The organism is Pelatocladus sp. (genome assembly GCF_059505505.1).
In genome coordinates, this window is the sequence record NZ_JCACKS010000232.1 from 19,934 (window position 1) to 40,218 (window position 20,285).

General features: G+C 40.9%; 18 protein-coding genes. 7 read left to right on the forward strand and 11 right to left on the reverse strand.

Annotation, left to right across the window (positions count from 1 at the left end; translation table 11 throughout):
• Positions 1-168: 168 nt before the first annotated feature.
• The 4 genes from ctaD to AC5JMK_RS22615 are packed head-to-tail and all read right to left on the reverse strand — an operon-like array spanning position 169 to position 3,873.
• Positions 169-1,854 carry a cytochrome c oxidase subunit I gene (ctaD, locus tag AC5JMK_RS22600; RefSeq protein ID WP_096676618.1) on the reverse strand — a complete coding sequence of 562 codons (1,686 nt, stop codon included), beginning with the start codon at positions 1,852-1,854 and terminating at the stop codon, positions 169-171.
• Entirely contained in the window at positions 1,844-2,770 is a 927-nt protein-coding gene (locus AC5JMK_RS22605; protein WP_495911083.1) for a cytochrome c oxidase subunit II, read from the reverse strand. The genes ctaD and AC5JMK_RS22605 overlap by 11 nt, the downstream gene beginning before the upstream one ends.
• A gap of 6 nt (positions 2,771-2,776) precedes the next feature.
• Positions 2,777-3,382, reverse strand: coding sequence for a DUF2231 domain-containing protein (locus tag AC5JMK_RS22610; protein WP_495911084.1), 606 nt, complete (start codon positions 3,380-3,382; stop codon positions 2,777-2,779).
• On the reverse strand, positions 3,379-3,873 hold the full coding sequence (locus tag AC5JMK_RS22615; RefSeq protein ID WP_096676621.1) for a DUF2231 domain-containing protein: 495 nt from the start codon (positions 3,871-3,873) through the stop codon (positions 3,379-3,381). The genes AC5JMK_RS22610 and AC5JMK_RS22615 overlap by 4 nt, the downstream gene beginning before the upstream one ends.
• A gap of 735 nt (positions 3,874-4,608) precedes the next feature.
• On the opposite strand from AC5JMK_RS22615, the gene AC5JMK_RS22620 reads away from it, so the two are divergent.
• The 3 genes from AC5JMK_RS22620 (at position 4,609) to AC5JMK_RS22630 (ending at position 7,878) form a co-directional block, all read left to right on the forward strand.
• Positions 4,609-5,421, forward strand: coding sequence for an SDR family oxidoreductase (locus tag AC5JMK_RS22620; protein ID WP_096676622.1), 813 nt, complete (start codon positions 4,609-4,611; stop codon positions 5,419-5,421).
• Between the two features lie 5 nt (positions 5,422-5,426).
• Positions 5,427-7,547, forward strand: a complete 2,121-nt coding sequence (locus AC5JMK_RS22625; RefSeq protein WP_096676623.1) for an amylo-alpha-1,6-glucosidase — start codon at positions 5,427-5,429, stop codon at positions 7,545-7,547.
• A 64-nt stretch (positions 7,548-7,611) separates the two neighbouring features.
• On the forward strand, positions 7,612-7,878 hold the full coding sequence (locus tag AC5JMK_RS22630) for a cation efflux transmembrane domain-containing protein (RefSeq protein WP_495911085.1): 267 nt from the start codon (positions 7,612-7,614) through the stop codon (positions 7,876-7,878).
• A gap of 646 nt (positions 7,879-8,524) precedes the next feature.
• Here AC5JMK_RS22630 and AC5JMK_RS22635 read toward each other — a convergent pair.
• The 4 genes from AC5JMK_RS22635 to AC5JMK_RS22650 form a co-directional block, all read right to left on the reverse strand.
• A complete protein-coding gene (locus AC5JMK_RS22635) occupies positions 8,525-10,216 on the reverse strand; it encodes a potassium channel family protein (RefSeq protein ID WP_495911086.1) in 1,692 nt (563 codons plus the stop codon).
• Positions 10,217-10,444: 228 nt separating this feature from the next.
• The gene (locus AC5JMK_RS22640) at positions 10,445-10,762 is read right to left on the reverse strand and encodes a hypothetical protein (RefSeq protein WP_096676625.1); all 318 of its coding nucleotides are present in this window, start codon (positions 10,760-10,762) and stop codon (positions 10,445-10,447) included.
• A 14-nt stretch (positions 10,763-10,776) separates the two neighbouring features.
• Positions 10,777-11,469 (reverse strand): hypothetical protein, encoded by a 693-nt coding sequence (locus AC5JMK_RS22645; protein ID WP_096676626.1) that lies wholly within the window; start codon positions 11,467-11,469, stop codon positions 10,777-10,779.
• A gap of 213 nt (positions 11,470-11,682) precedes the next feature.
• The gene (locus AC5JMK_RS22650) at positions 11,683-12,222 is read right to left on the reverse strand and encodes a GAF domain-containing protein (protein ID WP_096679061.1); all 540 of its coding nucleotides are present in this window, start codon (positions 12,220-12,222) and stop codon (positions 11,683-11,685) included.
• A 625-nt stretch (positions 12,223-12,847) separates the two neighbouring features.
• On the opposite strand from AC5JMK_RS22650, the gene AC5JMK_RS22655 reads away from it, so the two are divergent.
• Positions 12,848-14,017 carry a DegT/DnrJ/EryC1/StrS family aminotransferase gene (locus tag AC5JMK_RS22655; protein WP_495911087.1) on the forward strand — a complete coding sequence of 390 codons (1,170 nt, stop codon included), beginning with the start codon at positions 12,848-12,850 and terminating at the stop codon, positions 14,015-14,017.
• Positions 14,018-14,212: 195 nt separating this feature from the next.
• Positions 14,213-15,082 carry a cyanoexosortase B gene (crtB, locus tag AC5JMK_RS22660; protein ID WP_495911088.1) on the forward strand — a complete coding sequence of 290 codons (870 nt, stop codon included), beginning with the start codon at positions 14,213-14,215 and terminating at the stop codon, positions 15,080-15,082.
• Between the two features lie 5 nt (positions 15,083-15,087).
• On the opposite strand, the gene crcB is transcribed toward crtB, so the two are convergent.
• Complete coding sequence (gene crcB / locus AC5JMK_RS22665) at positions 15,088-15,501, reverse strand: fluoride efflux transporter CrcB (protein WP_096676629.1); 414 nt, start codon at positions 15,499-15,501, stop codon at positions 15,088-15,090.
• A gap of 75 nt (positions 15,502-15,576) precedes the next feature.
• On the opposite strand from crcB, the gene msrA reads away from it, so the two are divergent.
• Both msrA and AC5JMK_RS22675 read left to right on the forward strand, forming a co-directional pair.
• A complete protein-coding gene (gene msrA, locus AC5JMK_RS22670; protein ID WP_096676630.1) occupies positions 15,577-16,233 on the forward strand; it encodes a peptide-methionine (S)-S-oxide reductase MsrA in 657 nt (218 codons plus the stop codon).
• A 584-nt stretch (positions 16,234-16,817) separates the two neighbouring features.
• Positions 16,818-17,675 carry an SDR family NAD(P)-dependent oxidoreductase gene (locus AC5JMK_RS22675; RefSeq protein WP_096676631.1) on the forward strand — a complete coding sequence of 286 codons (858 nt, stop codon included), beginning with the start codon at positions 16,818-16,820 and terminating at the stop codon, positions 17,673-17,675.
• A 262-nt stretch (positions 17,676-17,937) separates the two neighbouring features.
• On the opposite strand, the gene AC5JMK_RS22680 is transcribed toward AC5JMK_RS22675, so the two are convergent.
• Both AC5JMK_RS22680 and AC5JMK_RS22685 read right to left on the reverse strand, forming a co-directional pair.
• On the reverse strand, positions 17,938-19,155 hold the full coding sequence (locus tag AC5JMK_RS22680; protein WP_495911089.1) for an acetate/propionate family kinase: 1,218 nt from the start codon (positions 19,153-19,155) through the stop codon (positions 17,938-17,940).
• Positions 19,156-19,310: 155 nt separating this feature from the next.
• Positions 19,311-19,949 (reverse strand): histidine phosphatase family protein, encoded by a 639-nt coding sequence (locus tag AC5JMK_RS22685; RefSeq protein WP_096676633.1) that lies wholly within the window; start codon positions 19,947-19,949, stop codon positions 19,311-19,313.
• Between the last annotated feature and the right edge of the window lie 336 nt (positions 19,950-20,285).

Here is a 20,285-nt window from a genome sequence, read left to right on the forward strand (position 1 = left end):
TAAACAAGTCAAAAATCAAAAGTCAAAAGTCAAAAAGTTTTTAATTTTATAGATGCAAAGCGGCTACTGACCCTACCTAGCACCCCTTTGGGGAACAGAAGTCGCTACGCGCCTACCGTAGGTATTTTGAATTGATATGTCTCCCTAGTCCCCCTAGTCCCCTTTTCTTTAGCGTTCAGAATTACTATCATCAGAAGGTTCCACTACTGAATATTTTGGATCGCCATAGTCGTAGGGGGGTCTTTTCACAACCGGAATTTCTTCAAAATTCTCTCGTGGTGGTGGGGAGGAGGTTGTCCACTCTAGTCCAGTGGCGTGCCAAGGATTATCCACTGCCCTTGTACCATATAACCAGGAACCAACCATATTGGCAATAAACGGCAGTGTGGATACTCCCAGCAAGAAGCCACCAAGACTAGCGATAATATTCCACCCTTGATACTGTGGTTCGTAGGAAGAAATACGGCGCACCATTCCTTGTAAACCCAGTGGGTGCATAGGGAAAAAGGTGAGATTGGCACCAATAAAGGTCAACCAGAAATGCAATTTACCCCAGCCTTCGGCATACATCCTACCAGTTATTTTAGGAAACCAGAAATAAATGGCGGCAAAGATTGCCATTGTGATGGTGTTGAAGACAACATAGTGGAAATGACCCACTACAAAGTAAGTGTTGTGGACATGAATGTCAAACGGTGTTGCAGCAAGCATAACTCCGGTAATACCAGCAAAAATAAACATTGCCGCACCTCCCATCGCAAATAGCATTGGTGTCTCTAGGTGCAATTTACTCTTCCAAATCGTAGCAATCCAGCCAAATGCTTTCACACCAGTGGGTACAGCAACCAACATTGACGTCACCATAAAAGTCATCCGCATCCAACCAGGAGTAGCGCTGGTGAACATATGATGTACCCAAACAAAGATGCTGACCAAAGCAATACCTAAAGTAGCAAGAGCTAATGAGCGATAGCCAAACAGGGGATTACGTGCAAAGGCAGGCAGAACCTCCGCAAAAATCCCGAAGGCTGGTAACGCCATAATGTAAACTGCTGGATGGGAGTAAAACCAAAATAGGTGTTGATAAATTATCGGGTCGCCCTCAGCTAACGGTTTGAAGAAATTTGTACCGAAATTCATATCAAATAACAGCAAGATCAATGCACCTGTTAATGAAGGCAAATTAATCAGCTGCAATAACTGGGCGCTGAGAACTGACCAAACAAACACAGGCATCCGGAAAAATGTCATTCCAGGGGCCCGCATCCAAAAGATGGTCGTGACAAAGTTAACAGCCCCCATAATAGAAGAAATACCTATGAGGATTAAACTCACAATCCAAAACAATTGACCGTTAATCGGTTGACCAGGTGGAATTTGTAGACTGATTGGTGGATAAGACCACCAGCCCGACTGTGCGGGGCCATTGGGTAGCAAGAAACTAGACAGTAAAAAAATACCAGCAGGTGGAATCATCCAAAAAGAGATGGCATTAAGTAAAGGAAATGCCATGTCTCGCGCCCCCAGCATTAAGGGAACTAGGTAGTTAGAAATACCTGCATTGAAGGGGATAATCCACAGGAAAATCATGATTGTCCCGTGCATGGTGAACAAGCCGTTGTAGAGAGGGCGGTCAACAACATTCAATTCGGGGGTGAGCAGTTCGGCACGAATAATCATCGCCATTAACCCACCCATGAGAAAGAAAATGAAGGTCATCACCATGTACTGAACACCGATGACCTTGTGATCGGTGCTGAAACTAAAGTAGCGTCGCCAGTTATTAACAGCTTGATTTTGAGGATTTTCGGACTCGCTAGCTCCAGTTATCTCTCCAGGAGAATCATGTGTCATTATTTACTTCCCTCTTAGCTGTAATAACAGTTGGCTGCGCTGGTGTGACAGTGTACCAGCTAGTTTTAAACCATGTTTTCGGTGGTTGAGTATGCTCCGTAAATGCTTGATTTGTAGTTGATGTTTGTTCATCAGCAGCAGTTTGATTGAGCCACTGGTTATACGCTTCGGAGGATTCAACATATACATTCGTGTCCATCAAAGCAAAATAAGTACCACTGAACAGAGAATCTTTTAAATGGTATTTGCCTGTACGAGTGGGGGTTAACACAATATCAATATTCCGTTTGGGGACAATGTACTGCTGTAAGCGGAACTCAGGGATATAAAAACTGTGGAGTACATCTTTGGCGTGCATATCTAGACGGGTCGTAATATTTACAGGCAGGTGTAATTCATGACTAACGACATTATTTGGATAGCGGAAAGACCATTCCCACTGCTTGACAAAAACACTGATAGTTTCAGATGCTTGTTTGGGGCGATCGCTGACTTCTGTAGCGTAGACAGGCTCAGACTCTAGGGGCATATGCAAATGTACAATTTGCTTCAAACCTGTAATATCTAACTGCCGATAAATATTAAAGCCTTGAAAAGCAATCCATAACACCAGTACAGTTGGCACTGTCATCCATAGGATTTCTAGCTTCATATCACCTCTGGAGGGATGTCCTTCGCTATAGTCTTTTGGAGATGCCCGGAAAAACAGTACCGAGTACACCATCATACCAACCAGCCCAAGCAAGATAAATGCGCCAATTGAGACTAAAAAACTAAATAAACTATCTACTTTTTGCGCTTCTGCTGTAGCTTCAGGAGGCATCCAAGAATACGCCTGCTGCCCAATCCAATTACTGATAACAAGCAGCACAGCAATATAGCCAGCTATGAGTAAATATTCTAAAAATCTCATCATAATAGTTTATTTGAGCAGTAAATTCGGGTCTTTACCCTTCCTGAGTAACTCCGCAGCAGTGACGTGAATCCCAAACTGTTCTCCGAGTTGCGCCCCTAAAGTTCCGTGGACGTACAAAATGCCCAGCATTGCAATACCTGCTAACAAGTAACTCCACTGCACTTGCCTGGAAGCATCCTTGCGCCAACGATAGCGTTGCAAACCTCTCCATACTGTCATGGCAACGATGATCCCCAAGATCAAAATACCACCCAAACCGTGCAAAAGCATTGTCCAAGCAGCGTTCAATCCCCAATCGCTCTTTTGATTAATTGGTGGGTTTGCCAGTATTAACTCAAAAAAACCAAAGGCAATAGTAAAAAATGTCACAACTGCTGCCCCTACTAGGTTGTACCAACCAACATCAAAGAAGCGAGAACGAATGGTAGGAAGAGACAAAAATTTGAAAATTGGTCGCTCTATGGGAAAAATAGCTCCTGCGATGTCAAATAAGATGCCAATGATGAACAAACCCAATGTCAGATGCACCAACTGCGGATGCATGGGAATTTCATAGGGTAGTCCGTTAGCACCCAGTCGCAAACCTAACTGCTCAATTAGTTGCGAGTTCATTGCGACACTCCCTGCTTCATCCCTTCAACCACAGGTTCGACATGCAATCCGTATACCCAAACTAATTTGCTTCCCAGATATACTTGCAAGAATACCAGACAAATTAAAAACGTTGCGACACCAAGATAGGCAGGTGGTATTTTCAAGGGATTGCGATCGCGAATTCCGAAACGCCAAGCTGTAATAATCACAACAAGTACCGCTAATGACCAACCCATGACTGTATGAAAATTCAATGTTGGTTGAACTGCTTCGTAGTTATTTGCCAGCCCTGCTTCAAATTGACCAAAGATAACCGCCAGGAAAATAGCTCCCGCAGCCACAAACAGATTCCAGAAACTTACTTCAAACAACCGCGCATTGTGTGTAAAATAACCCACCACGTCGCAGAAAAAAGAAAACAATACCATCGCAATTACAAAATGAACGATGATGGGGTGTATAGGGTCAGGATAGGGGAGATTTTGACTATTGAGAGGTAGAGTAAGCATCATTTTTTCCAGAGGTTCTCATTTGTCATTCGTCATTGGTAGGAGTTTCAATGAGCTTTAGGTTTCGTCACCAAGCCCCTTTGGGGCGGGTGTAAGGGTGTAGGGGTTTCCCTTACACCCCTGTTGCTGACTCGCGTCCCACCAACTTACTTGTGATGACTTTTTGATTTTTAGAGTCAGAATAAAATTTAGCGTTAAGTATTTGCGTATTTTCACCTTTAACAACGTTATGTAAATAACATTTATCCTGAAGTTTCTATTTCTAAATAAATAGTTTCTGATTAATCAAGAAAAAAATACTATCTTAAGAATGATTTTTATATAAAATAAATTATTTTTTATCGATTGGAAGCTGATATTAAAAAAATATCTAAATAAAATTTATCTTAATTGTTAGAAAATAGCTGCTTAAACCACGTCTACGTTGAGAATCGTAGTTTTTTGTAATTAGGGTAAAGCGTATAACTCAGGCTAGAAGTGAATTATAAGCCCTTATATAAAACTCCAGCTTTCAAAATGGACGAGGTTTATATGTTTATTAACCAAGTATTTTATACAATTATGAAATTTTTATAACTCTTTAGTTAGAGATCTTGATTCATCCAACAGTTAGAAGCGATCGCCACTGCAAACCTCTAAAGTAATGCCAGAATCAAAATAAATAATTGACAAAATTAAAAAATTATAAGTTTTTGGTATCAGCAACACTCAAGCTCTACATCCTGAGGAAACATTATGAGCTATTCCCCTTACCTGCTCAAAGGTCAAAAAGCACTTGTCACGGGTGCTAGTTCTGGGATTGGTGAAGCTATAGCCCGCTATATAGCTTCTTCAGGTGCAGCAGTAGCTATCAACTATCATTCTGAAGCTGAGTCTGCTCAAAAAATTGTTGATGATATTAAAGCTAATAATGGGGAAGCTTTTGCTATTCAAGCTGATGTCAGTAAAGAAGACCAAGTCAAAGCAATGTTCAGCCAGGTACTCAACCAATTCGGTACTATTGACATTCTGGTAAACAATGCAGGTATTCAAAAAGACTCAGCCTTTGTAGATATGACCCTTGACCATTGGAATGCGGTGATTGGGGTAAACCTGACAGGACAGTTCTTGTGTGCTAGAGAAGCTGTAAAGGAATTTTTGCGTCGAGGTGTGCAACCTAATATCTCTTGTGCAGCAGGTAAAATTATTTGTATGAGTTCAGTGCATGAGGTAATTCCTTGGGCAGGTCATGTTAATTATGCTGCTAGTAAGGGCGGTATTAATATGATGATGCAAAGTATTGCCCAAGAACTTGCCCCTCATAAAATCCGTGTTAATAGCATAGCCCCTGGTGCAATTAAAACTCCAATCAATAAATCAGCTTGGGATACCCCAGAGGCTGAAGCGAAGTTACTACAATTAATTCCTGCAAAACGGGTAGGGAATGTGGAAGATATTGCCAAAGCAGCAGTGTGGCTGGCTTCTGATGATTCTGATTATGTCAACGGTACAACACTATTTGTAGATGGTGGCATGACATTATATCCAGGTTTTACGGAGAATGGTTGAAGATTATGCCCACACAAGTTACTGTAAATCCTGGTTTAATAACAATTAACGATAGTTCCTCATTTCTTGTCACAGCTAGTGATGGTTCCATCGACGATAATCAAGCACAAGGTTTTTTTGTTCGCGACACACGTCTAATTTCTTACTACGAAATTTCTCTCAATCGCTACCGACTATCGTTACTAGCTTCTAGCAATATTACTCATCATAGTGCTATTTACCAATTCACTAATCCCCAACTCCCTACTGTCAACGGTAACTTACCTGCTGGTACTTTGCTTGTAACCATTCGACGCGACATTATAGGGGGAATGCACGAAGATATCGATATCACTAACCATCACTCGGAACCAGTAGAGTTTCAACTGATGCTAGCGATTCGTTCTGACTTTGCGGATATCTTTGAAGTGAGAGCAAAGAACATCGTGACACGAGGAGAGACAGCAACAATATGGAAAGATGGAATACTCTCTACTAAGTACCATAACGGTTCTTTTGTCCGAGGCATCTTGACTGAACCAATTTGTTCTAGTTCCAAAGCAAACTACGCTAACGGTCGTTTGATCTTTAATGTTGTTATTTCTCCTGGAAAAAGATGGCATACCTGTATCAACTTTACAGCCTTAGCCAATGGAGATGTTCTCAAAGCTCAACAAACCTGTACGATATCTCATACAACAGAAGCTGGAAAAGTAAGGGATGAGTTTCTGAGTAATGCTACAAACTTACAATCATCCAATGCCGAGATTAGGGAATTTTATCAGCAGGCACTCGTTGATATGGGGGCGTTGCGAATTAAGGTAGAGGATAATGGGCATCAATTTTGGATGCCTGCTGCTGGTATTCCTTGGTTTATGGCTGTCTTTGGTCGTGATTCAATTCTTACTAGCTTGCAAACAATGGCAGTTTACCACGATTTTGCCCGTGGTACGCTTGTTAGGTTAGCTCAGTTACAAGCAACTGAGTTTGATGACTGGCATGATGCCGAACCAGGAAAAATGCTGCATGAATTCCGATGGGATGAGTTAACTAAATTACAGCAACTCCCGTATAATCCCTACTACGGGACAATAGATACTACTATTCTTTGGATTGTTACCCTGGTTGAGGCTTATAGCTGGAACGCTGACCTCAGTATGCTTGATGAATGTCGATCGCCACTAGAAAAAGCACTAAGTTGGATTGATAAGTACGGCGATTTTGATGAAGATGGATTTGTAGAGTATTTAACTCGTTCCAGTCACGGACTACGCAATCAAGGCTGGAAAGATTCGGGTGAGTCAATGGTTTACCCAAATGGCAAGCTAGTTGAACCGCCAATTGCTTTGTGTGAAGTGCAAGGCTACGTCTACGATGCTTGGCTAAAAGCAGCTTTAATTTATGAAGTGTGGGGAGAAAAAGAGCGATCGCAAAAGCTACGCCAAAAAGCAGAAACACTTTATCAACGCTTTAATGATCGCTTTTGGATGGAAGACGAAGGCTTTTACTGTCTTGGCTTAGATAACAACAAGCAGCAAATAAAGTCTATTGCCTCAAATCCCGGTCAATTGTTATGGTCTGGTATCGTACCCCAAGAACGAGCAAAAAAGGTTGTTGATCGACTTTTTCAACCAGATATGTGGTGTGGCTGGGGTGTGCGGACTCTTAGTGCCAAAAATGTCGCCTATAACCCGATTAGTTATCAACGGGGAAGTGTTTGGCCTCACGATAACTCCATCATTGCGTCTGGATTAAAGCGATATGGCTACCACGAAGAAGCTAATCGCATTGCTGAAGGTATTTTTGCTGCTGCTAGTTATTTTCAATCTGGGCGGATGCCAGAATTGTTTGCGGGAATAGAACGCCAAGACAACAACTTTCCTGTGCCTTATCCAGATGCAAATATACCCCAAGCTTGGGCAGCTGGTTCGATTTTCTTGCTCATTCGTAGCATCTTAGGACTCGAAGCCGATGCACCACAGAAAAAGTTAAAGATACAGCCTTCACTACCACAGTGTTTGCCAGATTTAGAACTGAAAAATCTAGCCGTAGGAGACGCGAAAGTGTCATTACGTTTTTGGCAGGAGGAAGAACAAACACGATGGGAAATTACCCATCAAGATGGCGAATTACAAGTTTACAAGTAATGAAAGGGAATAGGGAACAGGGAAGACTAAATTTATCGCCGCCGCCATTACTGGTAGTTCTGCGATGATATCTGAGGGTATTCATTCAATTGTAGATACTGGCGATCAACTATTACTGCTGTTAGGACTTCGTATGAGTCAAAAGCCAGCAGATGATAGCCATCCCTTTGGTTATGGACAAGAACTTTACAGTCTCCAAAACCTCGTTACCAAGTTGAACTTGGTAACGAGAATAACGTTTGGTATGATTCAACACTGTTTATTTCAAGATCAATATAAAGGTTCTACGCGGATGGCTTTTATAATTGCATCCGCATCCGTAGCATTCTGATCTAACTTAGGAACAACAGCTACCTTTATTACTTGACAGTCTATAGCTCCTTCTATACCTATATGTCTATAGATATAATCTCCTACTCTCGGCACAACTCCAAATCTAGCTCTATACTGACAAATGGAATTAGCCTTTATTTCATCTGTTTGCTCGTAAATAAAAACTGCTAAGTCAAACATTTTACTCATTCCTTCGCACTAAAACCTTTGTTGTAGTAGTTGCACCTACTTGTTTGTCTGTATATTTGCACCACTACTTTTGACATTCTTGCTATTGCAGCTATAAGACATTGCTCCTACATACCCTGATGGTATCTGCATTGCACCTACAGCCCTGATATTTCAATGCTTCCTGTGATTCTTTTTGCTGTGCTGCTTGTTATAGATATAGCAATTTAATCGTAAGTATAGATGCCAAATGGAGGTAATTCGAGCAGATATGGCTCTTTACTAAGCTCTAAATACTAAAGTAAATGGGTAAGCATTGGGGTCAGCATTGTTCCAGTCTTAGGTAATGGCTTAGAACTGTTGATCTAGTTTCAATATTATGCTGTAATTTATGAGAATTGCAAAACCAAGATCCCCGACTTTTTGAACAAGTCGGGGATCTGAGAGTCACACCAAATTCAATCACACCTCAATTTTCAACTCACCATTACCTGTGAGGGTGTATAACGCCACAACTGATGCAAACGATTTGCTGGCATTGTTAAGTATAAAATATCGCTGGCACTGAGATTCATTTCTAGTAAATCCCAGCCGTGAATTTCTTGATTATTTGTCTCCACGTACAACGGCACAAAGTCCGCGTCCATTGCAGCATCTTTCACTCGTTGCCCACAAAAGGGATGAGAGGGTGTAATTAATGTTGCAAAAGCTACCCATAGGCTATCGGCGGTGATCCCATTGCCAAGGATGCGTCCGCCTAAAGCAGCAGCAGCAAAAGCCGGGGCGGCGAGTTCGGCGGGACTAAGAACAGCTTCAAAGTCAAATACTTGTTGCGCCATACGGGCAAAATCTGGATCGGCGTAATGGACAATCACAGGTACTTTGGGCGTGATGGCTTTAGCTTTGAGGGCTATTTCCATGTTTGTCGCGTCGTCGTTGGTGACAGCAATGAGTGCAGATGCATTTTCTAAATTACTGACTTTGAGAATTTCGGCAAAGCTACCATCACCATGAATGACGGGAATACCCAATCCTCGCGCTGTGTTGACAAATCTGTTGTTGGTATCACGCTCAATAACTATAACTTCGTGTCCACTGCTGTGGAGTTGCTGAACAATTTTAATCCCAATTCCTCCCAAACCACAGACAATATAATGATGGCGATGGGGAATTCGGGCTGCATCTAAAAATTGTTTGAAGCGACTACCCAAAACAAAATCGTTAAGTAAGGCATAGAAAAGACCAATTACCGCAGCTCCTACCAGCATCATCAATACGGTAAATAATCTCACACTCGTGGGAGCATTTTCGACAACTTTATCATTACCGCCTGCCCCGGTAATCATACCAACAGCAAAATAAAGGGCATCAATAATAGAAACAGTTCTTTCGGTGGAAGTGTAGATGAGTGTAGCGATCGCAATAATTACCAGCAGCACTATAGACATAACTACCACCGCTTGAGCATGTTGCTGAAACTGTCGCAAACTGGTAAACACTTTCAGCAGTTTTGCAACCACTGATCTACGGATGCAACGAACGCGGGGTTGAGTTCCCACAATTAAGCGATCGCCTACTTTTAATTTATGCCCTGTAACCACCGCCGATACTAAATCCACCTCGCCTTCTGCTGGCATATAGTAAATCAACATCCGTGTCTGATCGTTCCACAATTCGCTGAGTTTGCGATCGCGCCACGGGTGATCTTCATCTATATATTCTTCGTGAATCGGCCAAGTTTGCTGAAACAGCTTGATTTGTCCGATTGCTTCACTTCCCAACGCCGCAAAAGTAAATACGGGTGCTGCTAATCCCGCAACACTCATAGTTAAATGTTCTGGAACCGCATGATCCAGCCGTTCTCCTAAACTGGTGTTAAAAAAGCGGTTGATAATCCGAATACGCGGATTCAATACCCGCGCTTGCATCATAATTCGCAAATTGAGTGCATCGTCACCTCCAGCGATAACCAGGGTGTGCGCCTGCTGAATCCCAGCTGCTTTGAGGGTGCTAGCTGCGTGCAGATCGCCGACAATGACATCTCCTGCTCTCTCGCCTGGAACTGGTTTATGATGAATGCCGATGACTAAGGCCCCTTGTTGTCTCAGCAAACGAAAAACTTTATATCCAGTGCGTCCTAAACCACAGACAATTATTCGAGGTTTCATGAATTAGCAGCATGATGTGCAGAAAAGCTGCATATGTAAAACTAAATATTATTTAAATTTTTGCCTGATTCTCAAGAATCGAACTGTAGCTGACAACACGATCACTCAAATTGGGCAAAACTGCGGTGAATAATAACAGACGTAGCACTGCTACGTCTTTACATTTGGATTCATACCGCCATTATGCAAGGCACTTTATTTTTCTTCTAAGATTACTTCTTCTACAATTTATTCTTCGGACTGACAACTGTTATCTTCAATAGGACCCAGCCAAACCGAGATATAGTTTGGAGTATGTGGGTGAATGTTGGGACCATTGGCTTCTTCTAAAACAAAAATTTGACTTGGAATTATACCTTCAAGAATGCGCTTCAATACATTAGCTGCTATTTTCTCTTGACCATAATCATACCGAATTTCAAAGTTTGCTGGAAGACAAAGTCCTGCGTTTCTCAAGCTTGAGAGGCTTCCTGGACGCAGGTTCACTTTAGACTTCAAAGCACTACTCTCAAGTTCACTCTTAATAGTAGAGGCTATATCTTTCAATCCTCCAGGTTCATTTAAAAAAAAATTTCTATTGTGTAGCCGTCAAGCAATGCAAGTTCAGCATTTTTGTAGGATGACTTCAATACTTTTTCTGTAGGGGAAGAGACTTGGGAAGGAGGGGATGTAAATGTGGGGAAGGGAGTAGGTAACGGAGGTGGTGATTTTTGGTAAGAAGACTGAGATTTGGAAGAAGGATTGGGCAAAGGAGATGGTGATATATAGGAGGTGGGGCTAGGTAAAGGTGGAGATACCAACGACTGTCGGAGATCAGGTTTTAACTCGTACTCTATAGTCTTGCCATTATTAATAATTGGATTGATAGTGTATATAGCAGTTTTGAACCCTTTCTTCCGAAGAATAACTCGTTGTACGTTAAGTTTACTAGGAATCTGAATACTGGCATATCCATCAGTTCCAGTTTTACTAGTTACAGACGATCCAATGGAAAGTGAAAACTCGACTTCTACATCAGCTACTGACTCTCTATTTTCTCCCGTCCATACATGAATTCCAAAATCCTTTTGATCTGGTGAGGGACTAATAGAGGGAGGAACTGGAGAGGGAGGAACTGGAGAGACAGTAGTCGGTTTAGGCTCAGGCGTTTTAGAGTCGGCAAATAATTCACTTGTTTTGACACCGCTAAAAGTAAGTAATATCAGTCCCAAAGCACCGAATAAAATTTTTTGCCATAAAGGTATATTAGGCATAAAAAATCTTGTGGAATATACCTATGTATCAGCTTAATATTTAACTTTCATCAAGCTATTTAATATATACTAAATTCAATAGTATAAAGTTAAATTCCTGACTAAGCACTTATCCTAACATAATTCATACATACCATTCTCAAGAACAAGTGAGAATGTAAAAGGTAGATAGCAGAATGCAGAAAGCAGAAGAGAAAACCCATTCGTGAGTCCCTAAATCTCCCGAATACAAGGCGCCGTTGCCAAAATTTGCGCCTGTGTTTGCATCAGTTCAATATCTGATTGTAACCACTGACGAGGTGCTTGACACTGATGTGCCACTAATAGTCCCCATAATCCTTTGGGAGTCAAGACTGGTACAACTAGGTTGGCACGAACCTGCAATTGACGCAGAAAATCTCGGTGACAAGTAGCAATTGATTCTGATTCAATGTCAGGGATTGCCCGTACCCGTCCTGCCAAATACAGGGCAGCGTACTCATCATTAAAACAATCATCAGGTCCTGTTGAACCCAAGATAGAAAATTCATCAGAACTCAAAGCTTCAAATGTCACTTGTCCCTGCCACTGACAGTAAAAGTAATACAAAACCACGCGATCGACTTGAAGCGTTTCTCTGAGACGATTTGTCGTTTCTATGATTAACGCGTCTCGCTCCATTGTTCCGATCAAGCGTTCAAGTACTTTTTGCAAACCGCGATTACGATCCACTGTGAGACTATGGTTAAATTCTGGATTGAAATGATTTTGCACTGGTCTGCAATAACAATTAATTGACAATTTTTTCCATGCCATACAGGGCTGGTGATTCTCTTAACTTACCGTTATAAATTACTGACTCAACAAGATGACATAAATTCTTAAGAATCTATAGACCTCTTGCAAAAGTCGAATGAACCCCCCTCAATCCCCCCGTGAACGGGGGGAAGATTTAGTTCCCTCCCCGTTTACGCTTAGGGTTAGGGTGGGGTAAAAATATTTTTGCAAGAGGTCTTATGTGATGGAGGTATGACCATTTCGGCAGATTAAATTGAGCAGCTGAGTCGCAAAGCGACACGCTTGCGCGAACGCTAACGCTCTTAAGATGGAGACATTAGCAGGGTGAGCTCATCTTCCCCAATCCCTGATCCCCAATCCCTGATCCCTATTTTCTCCGTTAGTATCCGATTCTACCTGGGTAACATAACACTAACGAGAATGGAGAATGAGAAAGAAAAACACTTCTGTTAAAGAATAAATATAGCATTCCTAAATCATTCGCTCCAGACAAGATCCCCGACTTCACAGAAGAAGTCGGGGATCTGATTTCTCAATTTTCACAACTTCTATACGGATTGCTATATATGATTTTGAAAAAATTTTTTGAGTGTTAGTGAAAATGAATATACCAATAACAATCCCTTTTGTAGACCTGAATTTACAACATCTACCGATTCAAAATCAATTACAGCAGGCAATTCAAGCAGTATTAGAACAGGGAGATTTTGTTTTAGGAAAAACACTTTCTGATTTTGAAACAGCTTTTGCAGTTGCTTCTGGTACAAAATATGGAATTGGTGTTGCATCTGGAACTGATGCGATCGCTCTCGGTTTACAAGCTTGTAATATTGGTGCTGGCGATGAGGTAATTTTACCAGCGAATACTTTTATCGCAACACTAATTGGTGTGTTACGTACAGGGGCAAAACCAATTTTAGTAGATTGCGATCGCCATACAGCTTTAATTGATTTAGAGGCCGCAGCAAAAGCAATTACATCAAAAACAAAAGCTATTATTCCCGTACATCTTTATGGTCAAATGGTATCACCAAAACAGCTATTAGACTTAGCTGATACCTACAAAATCCTCATTTTTGAAGACGCTGCTCAAGCACATTTAGCTGAACGAGAAGGATATCGTGCTGGTTCAGTAGGTATAGCTGCTGCTTTTAGTTTTTATCCCAGCAAAAATTTAGGAGCATTTGGAGATGGCGGAATACTCTTAACGCGAGATCAAGAAGTAGCTGAAAAAATGGTAAGGTTGCGAAATTATGGTGCATCCCGCAAATATTTTCACACAGAAATCGGAACCAATAGCCGCTTAGATACCATCCAAGCTGCTGTGCTGCACCAAAAATTACCATATCTCCAAAATTGGAATCGCGATCGCTTTACCATTGCCCAACATTATGATGCAGAACTAGCATCCCTAGCGACAAAAGGTGTGATCCCTATCCAAAACTATAGTGGTGAAGGCCATGTGTACCACTTGTATGTGATTAGGGTTTGTGAATCTTGCGCTGTAGATCGTTGTGTCATTCAAGAACAACTTACAGCGATGGGAATTCAAACAGGAATTCATTACCCAATTCCTTGTCATTTGCAACCAGGATTCTCAAATATGGGCTATCAAATTGGTGATTTTCCTCAAGCAGAAATGCTAGCAAATCAAATCTTATCGTTACCAATTTATCCAGGTTTAAGCAACAGCCAAACTCAGAAAATTACGGATGCGATCGCCCATATTCTCACAGTTAATTCTCCCGACGAAAGTTTTATATTTGCTTAAAAAGTAGATGGGGGAGATTAAAAGGGGATGGAGAGGTTTCAAATGGTTCTTTAAAACAGTAAACAGTGAATAGTTATCACGGCGTATGGTGCGGGATTTAAACCCGATAAACACCTCATTCTTTACTGATAACTGATAATTGTTAACTGTTCTGTGTTCCCTTCTTCAATCACCAATGACAAAGGATAAAAATTTATGCTCAATCAACGTTTCTTTCAAAATAGAATTTCACAGAAGTTGCTGAGTTTAGCAATTATAAGTATTTTAGGACTGCTTTATGCGCCTCTATTACTACATTGGCTGGATGGTTGGTTGCATAAAAATATTAGTACAGAACACGAATATTTTAGTCACGGTATGATTGGTTTACCTTTTGCAGTATATATAGCTTGGCTCAAGCGTAAACTATGGCAAAGACTACCAGAATATCAGCATCCCTTGGGTGCTGTCTTATTATTAATAGGAGGATTTTTTTATATTAGTGGTATTAGCGAATGGGTTAATCTTTCCTTTCCTGCCATACTTGCAGGATTGTGCCTATGGTTCAAAGGTATTTCTGGCTTGAGTTTACAAAAGTTTCCTTTACTATTAGTTTTTCTGGCAACACCAACATCACTACCTTATCTAATTGCTCCTTATACCTTCCCTTTACAAAGTTTTATTGCTGGTACTGCGGGCTTTATTCTAAATCAGTTTGGGATGACAGTAACTGTTGATGAGATCAATATATATGTGGGAGGAAGAATTGTAGAAGTAGCTCCATACTGTGCAGGACTAAAAATGTTATTTACTACTCTTTATGTTGGCTTGATGCTACTTTATTGGACTGGTAATTTATTATCTCGCCGCAAGACAGTTTCATTTTTATTGATAGCAATGTTGATTAGTATTAGCGGCAATATTATTCGCAATACTTTGCTCACCTACTTTCATGGTACAGGTAACGAAGCAGCTTTCCATTGGCTACATGACAGTTGGGGTGGCGATATGTTTTCTGCTGTGATGCTTTTGCTATTGATACCGATACTGAATAATCTTGATAATTTCTTCTCTGAATCTGTTTAGAGATTCTATCTCCAAAATCTAGCTAAAATCACCCCTAATTGGATGCTGATAATTCCCAAGGTTGCACTACCAACCCAATAAAAAGCGGTTTTCGCCAAATTACCACTATTTAATAGGTTAATAGTATCTAGCCCATAAGTTGAGAAAGTTGTGTAGGCTCCTAAAAATCCTGTTGCTACCAATAAACGAGCTTCTGGAGAAATAATATCTGCTTTATACAAAGCTAGGGTAGCAAAGAATCCCATCAAAAAGCAGCCACTAAGATTAATCACAAATGTGCCATAGGGGAAACTTATACCAAAACGTTGGGTAAACCACACTGTTAAATAGTAGCGGCTCAAAGCGCCTGCGATAGCTCCTAAACTGATAGCGATCGCATCTCTGACAATCGGTTGTCGTAAAACTTGTAGTAGTAACATCATGCAGGCGATCGTTATAATCTTTAAAATATTAAGTAAAGTAAAAATAAATCTCACATATTAGAGTAAAAGTCAATGGTGCTATTTGGATTTGGTAAAAAATTAACCTTGCCTAGTTCCCAGGAAGCTTTGCCAGGACGGGCAGAATCGATGCAAGTAAATAACCATCACTGTGTGTTAGGTAATCCTATCCAACCTCCGTTTCCAGAAGGCATGGAAACGGCAGTTTTTGGGATGGGATGTTTTTGGGGTGCAGAACGTAAATTCTGGCAACTTCCTGGTGTTTATACTACCGCAGTTGGTTACGCTGCTGGTATCACTCCTAACCCTACCTATAAAGAAGTTTGTAGCGGCATGACTGGTCACAATGAAGTAGTGTTGGTTGTTTATGATCCCAAAGTGATTAGTTACACTGATTTACTCAAAACCTTTTGGGAAAATCATGATCCCACCCAAGGAATGCGTCAAGGTAACGATGTCGGTACACAGTATCGCTCTGGAATTTATGTATACTCTGAGGAACAAAAAAAGCTAGCTGAAGCTTCGCGGGATCAGTATCAAAAAGCCCTCAGTAGCGCAGATTACGGCAACATCACTACAGAAATCCTCAATGCGCCAGAATTTTACTACGCCGAAGACTACCATCAGCAATACTTGGATAAAAACCCTGGTGGCTATTGCGGTTTAGGAGGAACAAATGTAGCTTGTCCTGTGGGATTAGTTGAATCTTAAATTTCAATCGCAATCTTAAATGAGTTGTAAAAATTGAGAGAGCAAGATCTCCGATTTCTTAAATAAATCGGAGATCTTGTTGATAATCTCTTTTTTCAAAAAATTCAGACAAATTTGAGTTTATTGTCACGAAATTAGGTTACTAATCAACAAGTCTTAAGAAATACTTATAAGTCCTGAAAATATTTTATATTTAGATATTAATCAGCAAAAATAGCCGATATTAGGCTTTATTTTTATTTATTTTACTTACAAAAAATATTGCTCATTCTATATATAGTCTCTGAAAATTATTTTGTTGTTAAGAAGTATTTAGAAATTCTTATAAAAAAATGTTGCTACTACTTGAAGTAATTGTTAGAGTGTGTATTGGCAATAAGATTGGTAATCCTAGTAACAATAACAGGAGTAAGCTATGAGCCACATCCATTCTGCCGATCGCGTCAAGAGTTGATTTTCGGCTTTAGATTTTTAGTGCAATTCAAGAATTAACTTTGTCTTAGCCTGTACCGTGATGCAGAAAAGTTGTGAAGGTGATCCTATGGTTCAGGTGCAGTAAGACTAGAATTTGGAGGATAAAATCCATGAATATTCAAGGCAAGGTCGCTCTCATTACTGGAGCTTCCCGTGGTATTGGACGTGCCATTGCTCTAGAATTAGCGCAAAAAGGCATGACACGATTGATTTTAGTCGCTCGCGATCGCCAAAAGTTGGCAGAGGTCGCTCAAGAAATCGAAGCAATAGGTGCTCAAGCCATAATCATGGCGCTAGATTTAACGAAACCAACCTTTGTAAATGTTGCTGTTGCCCAACTTTGGCGTAGTTATGGCCCGATTCACTTGCTGGTAAATTGTGCAGGTGTAGCCTACCAAAACTCTTTTTTGCAATCGAAACTACCCCAAGTTCAAGAGGAACTTTCTCTCAATTTATTGGGGACTTATACCCTGACCCATATGATGGCCAGACGTATGGCAAATCGAGAAGAAGGAACAATAGTTAATGTCTCCAGCTTGATGGGGAAAGTCGCTGTACCGACAATGGCGACTTACTCAGCTACTAAGTTTGCGCTGTTAGGTTTTACCCAAGCTTTACGCCGCGAACTTGCTCAATACAAGATCCGAGTCATAGCATTACTACCAACTCTGACAGATACCGACATGGTGCGCGACTTAGAATTATTTCGGTGGATAATGCCAATGACTCCCGAACGAGTAGCTCAAGCATTTGTATGCGGATTACAAAAAGACTCATCAGAAATTTTGGTTGGATGGCAAAGCTATCTAGCAGTTTGGTGTCAGCGTTTTGCTCCTTGGTTGCTAGAGAAGATTTTACAAATGTCAACGCCCAAAATTCAAGGTTCAAGAAAACAAAAAGCTGAAAAGCAAAATATATTGAGGTTGAGTGTAAATAAGCTTAAACTCCTTCCAGACAAGGAATTTTGAGCATAATTATTCTATGCAACTTCATAGGAATTGGTATTAGGCATTATATCAAGTTCGTTTGATTACTTATAATTCCCTTTGAACCCCACCCCGGTTTTGTCTAACGCCAAAACCGCCCCTAAGCGCCTGCGCTTAGGGGATTAAGGGGTGGGGTACAATGACTGTGGAAAGTATAACTAATTATCCGAACTTGATGTTACATATTTGCAGGATTATGATTCTAAGCAAGTAGTTTATCAAGTTTGAATTAAGGGTTTTTCGATCACTGTAATAAATGCCAACATTCCTTAGCGATCGCCCAATCTTCTTGAGTTTGGATCACTAAAACACGAACACTAGAATCTACTGTTGCAATATCTTGGTCTTTGGGTGAACCTTGATTTTTGGTTTCATCAAGTTTTAGTCCCAAAAATGCAAAAGCTTCACATGCAGCAGTTCGTGTTAGAGAATGATTTTCTCCAATTCCACCAGTAAATACAATCGCGTCTAATCCAGAGAGTGTAGCCAACATTGAACCGATGTGCGATCGCAATCTATGAATGTACATATCAAAGGCTAACTGAGCGCGGGTATCACCTTCACTAATAGCTGTTTGGATGGCTCGCATATCAGCAGAGATACCCGAAATACCTTTCAAACCAGAGTCGTGATTGAGAATATCATCTAATTTGTCGGCATCTATACCTTGCTGACGTAGAAGATAAATTAAAATACCAGGATCGAGAGAACCACATCGAGTCCCCATCATTAATCCGTCTAAGGGCGTAAATCCCATCGTGGTGTCAATACTTTTGCTATTTTTAATTGCTGTCAAAGAGCAACCATTACCTAAATGACATGTAATCAGGCGCAAGGAATTTAAGTCTTTACCTAATAATTGTGCTGCTCGTTTGCTACAGTATTGGTGACTAATTCCGTGAAAACCGTAACGACGAATATTTTCTTGCTCGTACCATGCATATGGACCAGGGTAAACAGCCGCAGGTAGAGGAATTTGGCTATGAAAGCCTGTATCAAATACTGCAATTTGAGGAGCATCAGGAAATACTTTTTCAGCTGCTATTATTCCCTCCAGATTGGCTGGATTGTGAATTGGAGCAAAACTTGCTAAACGTCTGATGGCTACTTTGACTTCTTGTGTCACCACAGTTGGCTGATGGTATTCCTGGCCACCATGTACTACCCGATGACCGATTACATCAATTTCCTCAGCTTCTTTGATCACCTTTGTTTTACCTTCAAGGAGAGTCTGCAATAAATGCTCAGTTGCAGATGCATGAGAATCAGCTTGAATGTTTTCATTTAAAACTGTGTTATTAGCAGTTTTGACTTCGAGTTCAGCAAATCCTTGATGATGAGTCCAATCTACACTAGCTTTCCAAAGCGGGTGTGGTGGATGCTGTGGTAAGCGATCGCCAACGATTTCATATAAACAACTTTTTTGACTACTCGACCCGGCGTTGAGTACTAAGATTTTCATAATTTGTCATTGGTCATTGGTCATTTGTTATTGGGAAGAGACTTGTTAAATAATTCTTCCGTGTCCCTCGTGTTCCTCTTCTCTTGTCCCCGTACTCTGTGAGAAGCCGCTTGCGCGTCTACGCGTAGCGTCTCCTCTGGAGAATCCCCAATTCCCTACGTCCCTGGTCGTGAGCGCAATTCTTCTGTCATGTAATTGCGATCGCCTAATACTTGCAGCATGGGGCCGTGAATATCAAATTTAACAATACTGACAGAGGTAGCTGGCATATCGATGCGATCGCGATAGCGTCCTAAATCAATGCTTAATAAATTGCAAAGTATAATCCGAATGGTGGCTTTGTGAGAAACTACTAAAACGTTACCTTCTGGGTATTTTTCCTGAATTTCTGCAATCACAAGAGAAGCACGGCTAGCAATCTGGATTGCTGTTTCTCCTCCTGTGGGTGGGTTCCAAGCTGGTTCGGCTAACCAATGCAGATAATCATCTAGATAGTACTGCTTGACAAAATCAGCGTTTTGACCTTCCCATTTGCCATAATTAATTTCTTTGAGTCCGTCCCGCAGTTCCATTTTCATGCCTATAGCGTCACACAATGGCTTCGCTGTGGCAATAGTTCGCTTTTTGGGACTGACATAAATTGCTGTCCAAGGTATGGAACTGTATGCTGCGGCGAATGCTTTAGCCATGAGTGTCCCTTCTGGTGTTAACTCCGGATCTAGTTCTCCACAGTATCCTCCTGTCTGGCTGTAAGTTGTTTCGCCATGTCGTAGCAAATATAATTTTAAAGCCATAAAATTTCTCCGATCACTCTTATAAGTTAATAGTGTTCCAGTCGTTGATAAAAATTTTTTTAGACTTAGTCTTTGCACCTGAGATATTGCGCCTAGCTCTGGCGATGTTCGCCCTGCGCGGTTATACAAACCAAATCCGCCAACGCGGATAACGGGAAATCAAGGAGCATCCCAAATACGCATCTCCAGAACTTTTAAAGAAAGTGTTCGATAATTTATCTGAAGATAGTAAACAATCGGCTTTAGAAGAACTTATTAATAATCTAGATTTGTGAACTACCTACACTAAACATCTCCAAAATAGTATATTTTGTGGTAAAAGAACGTCAATAGAAG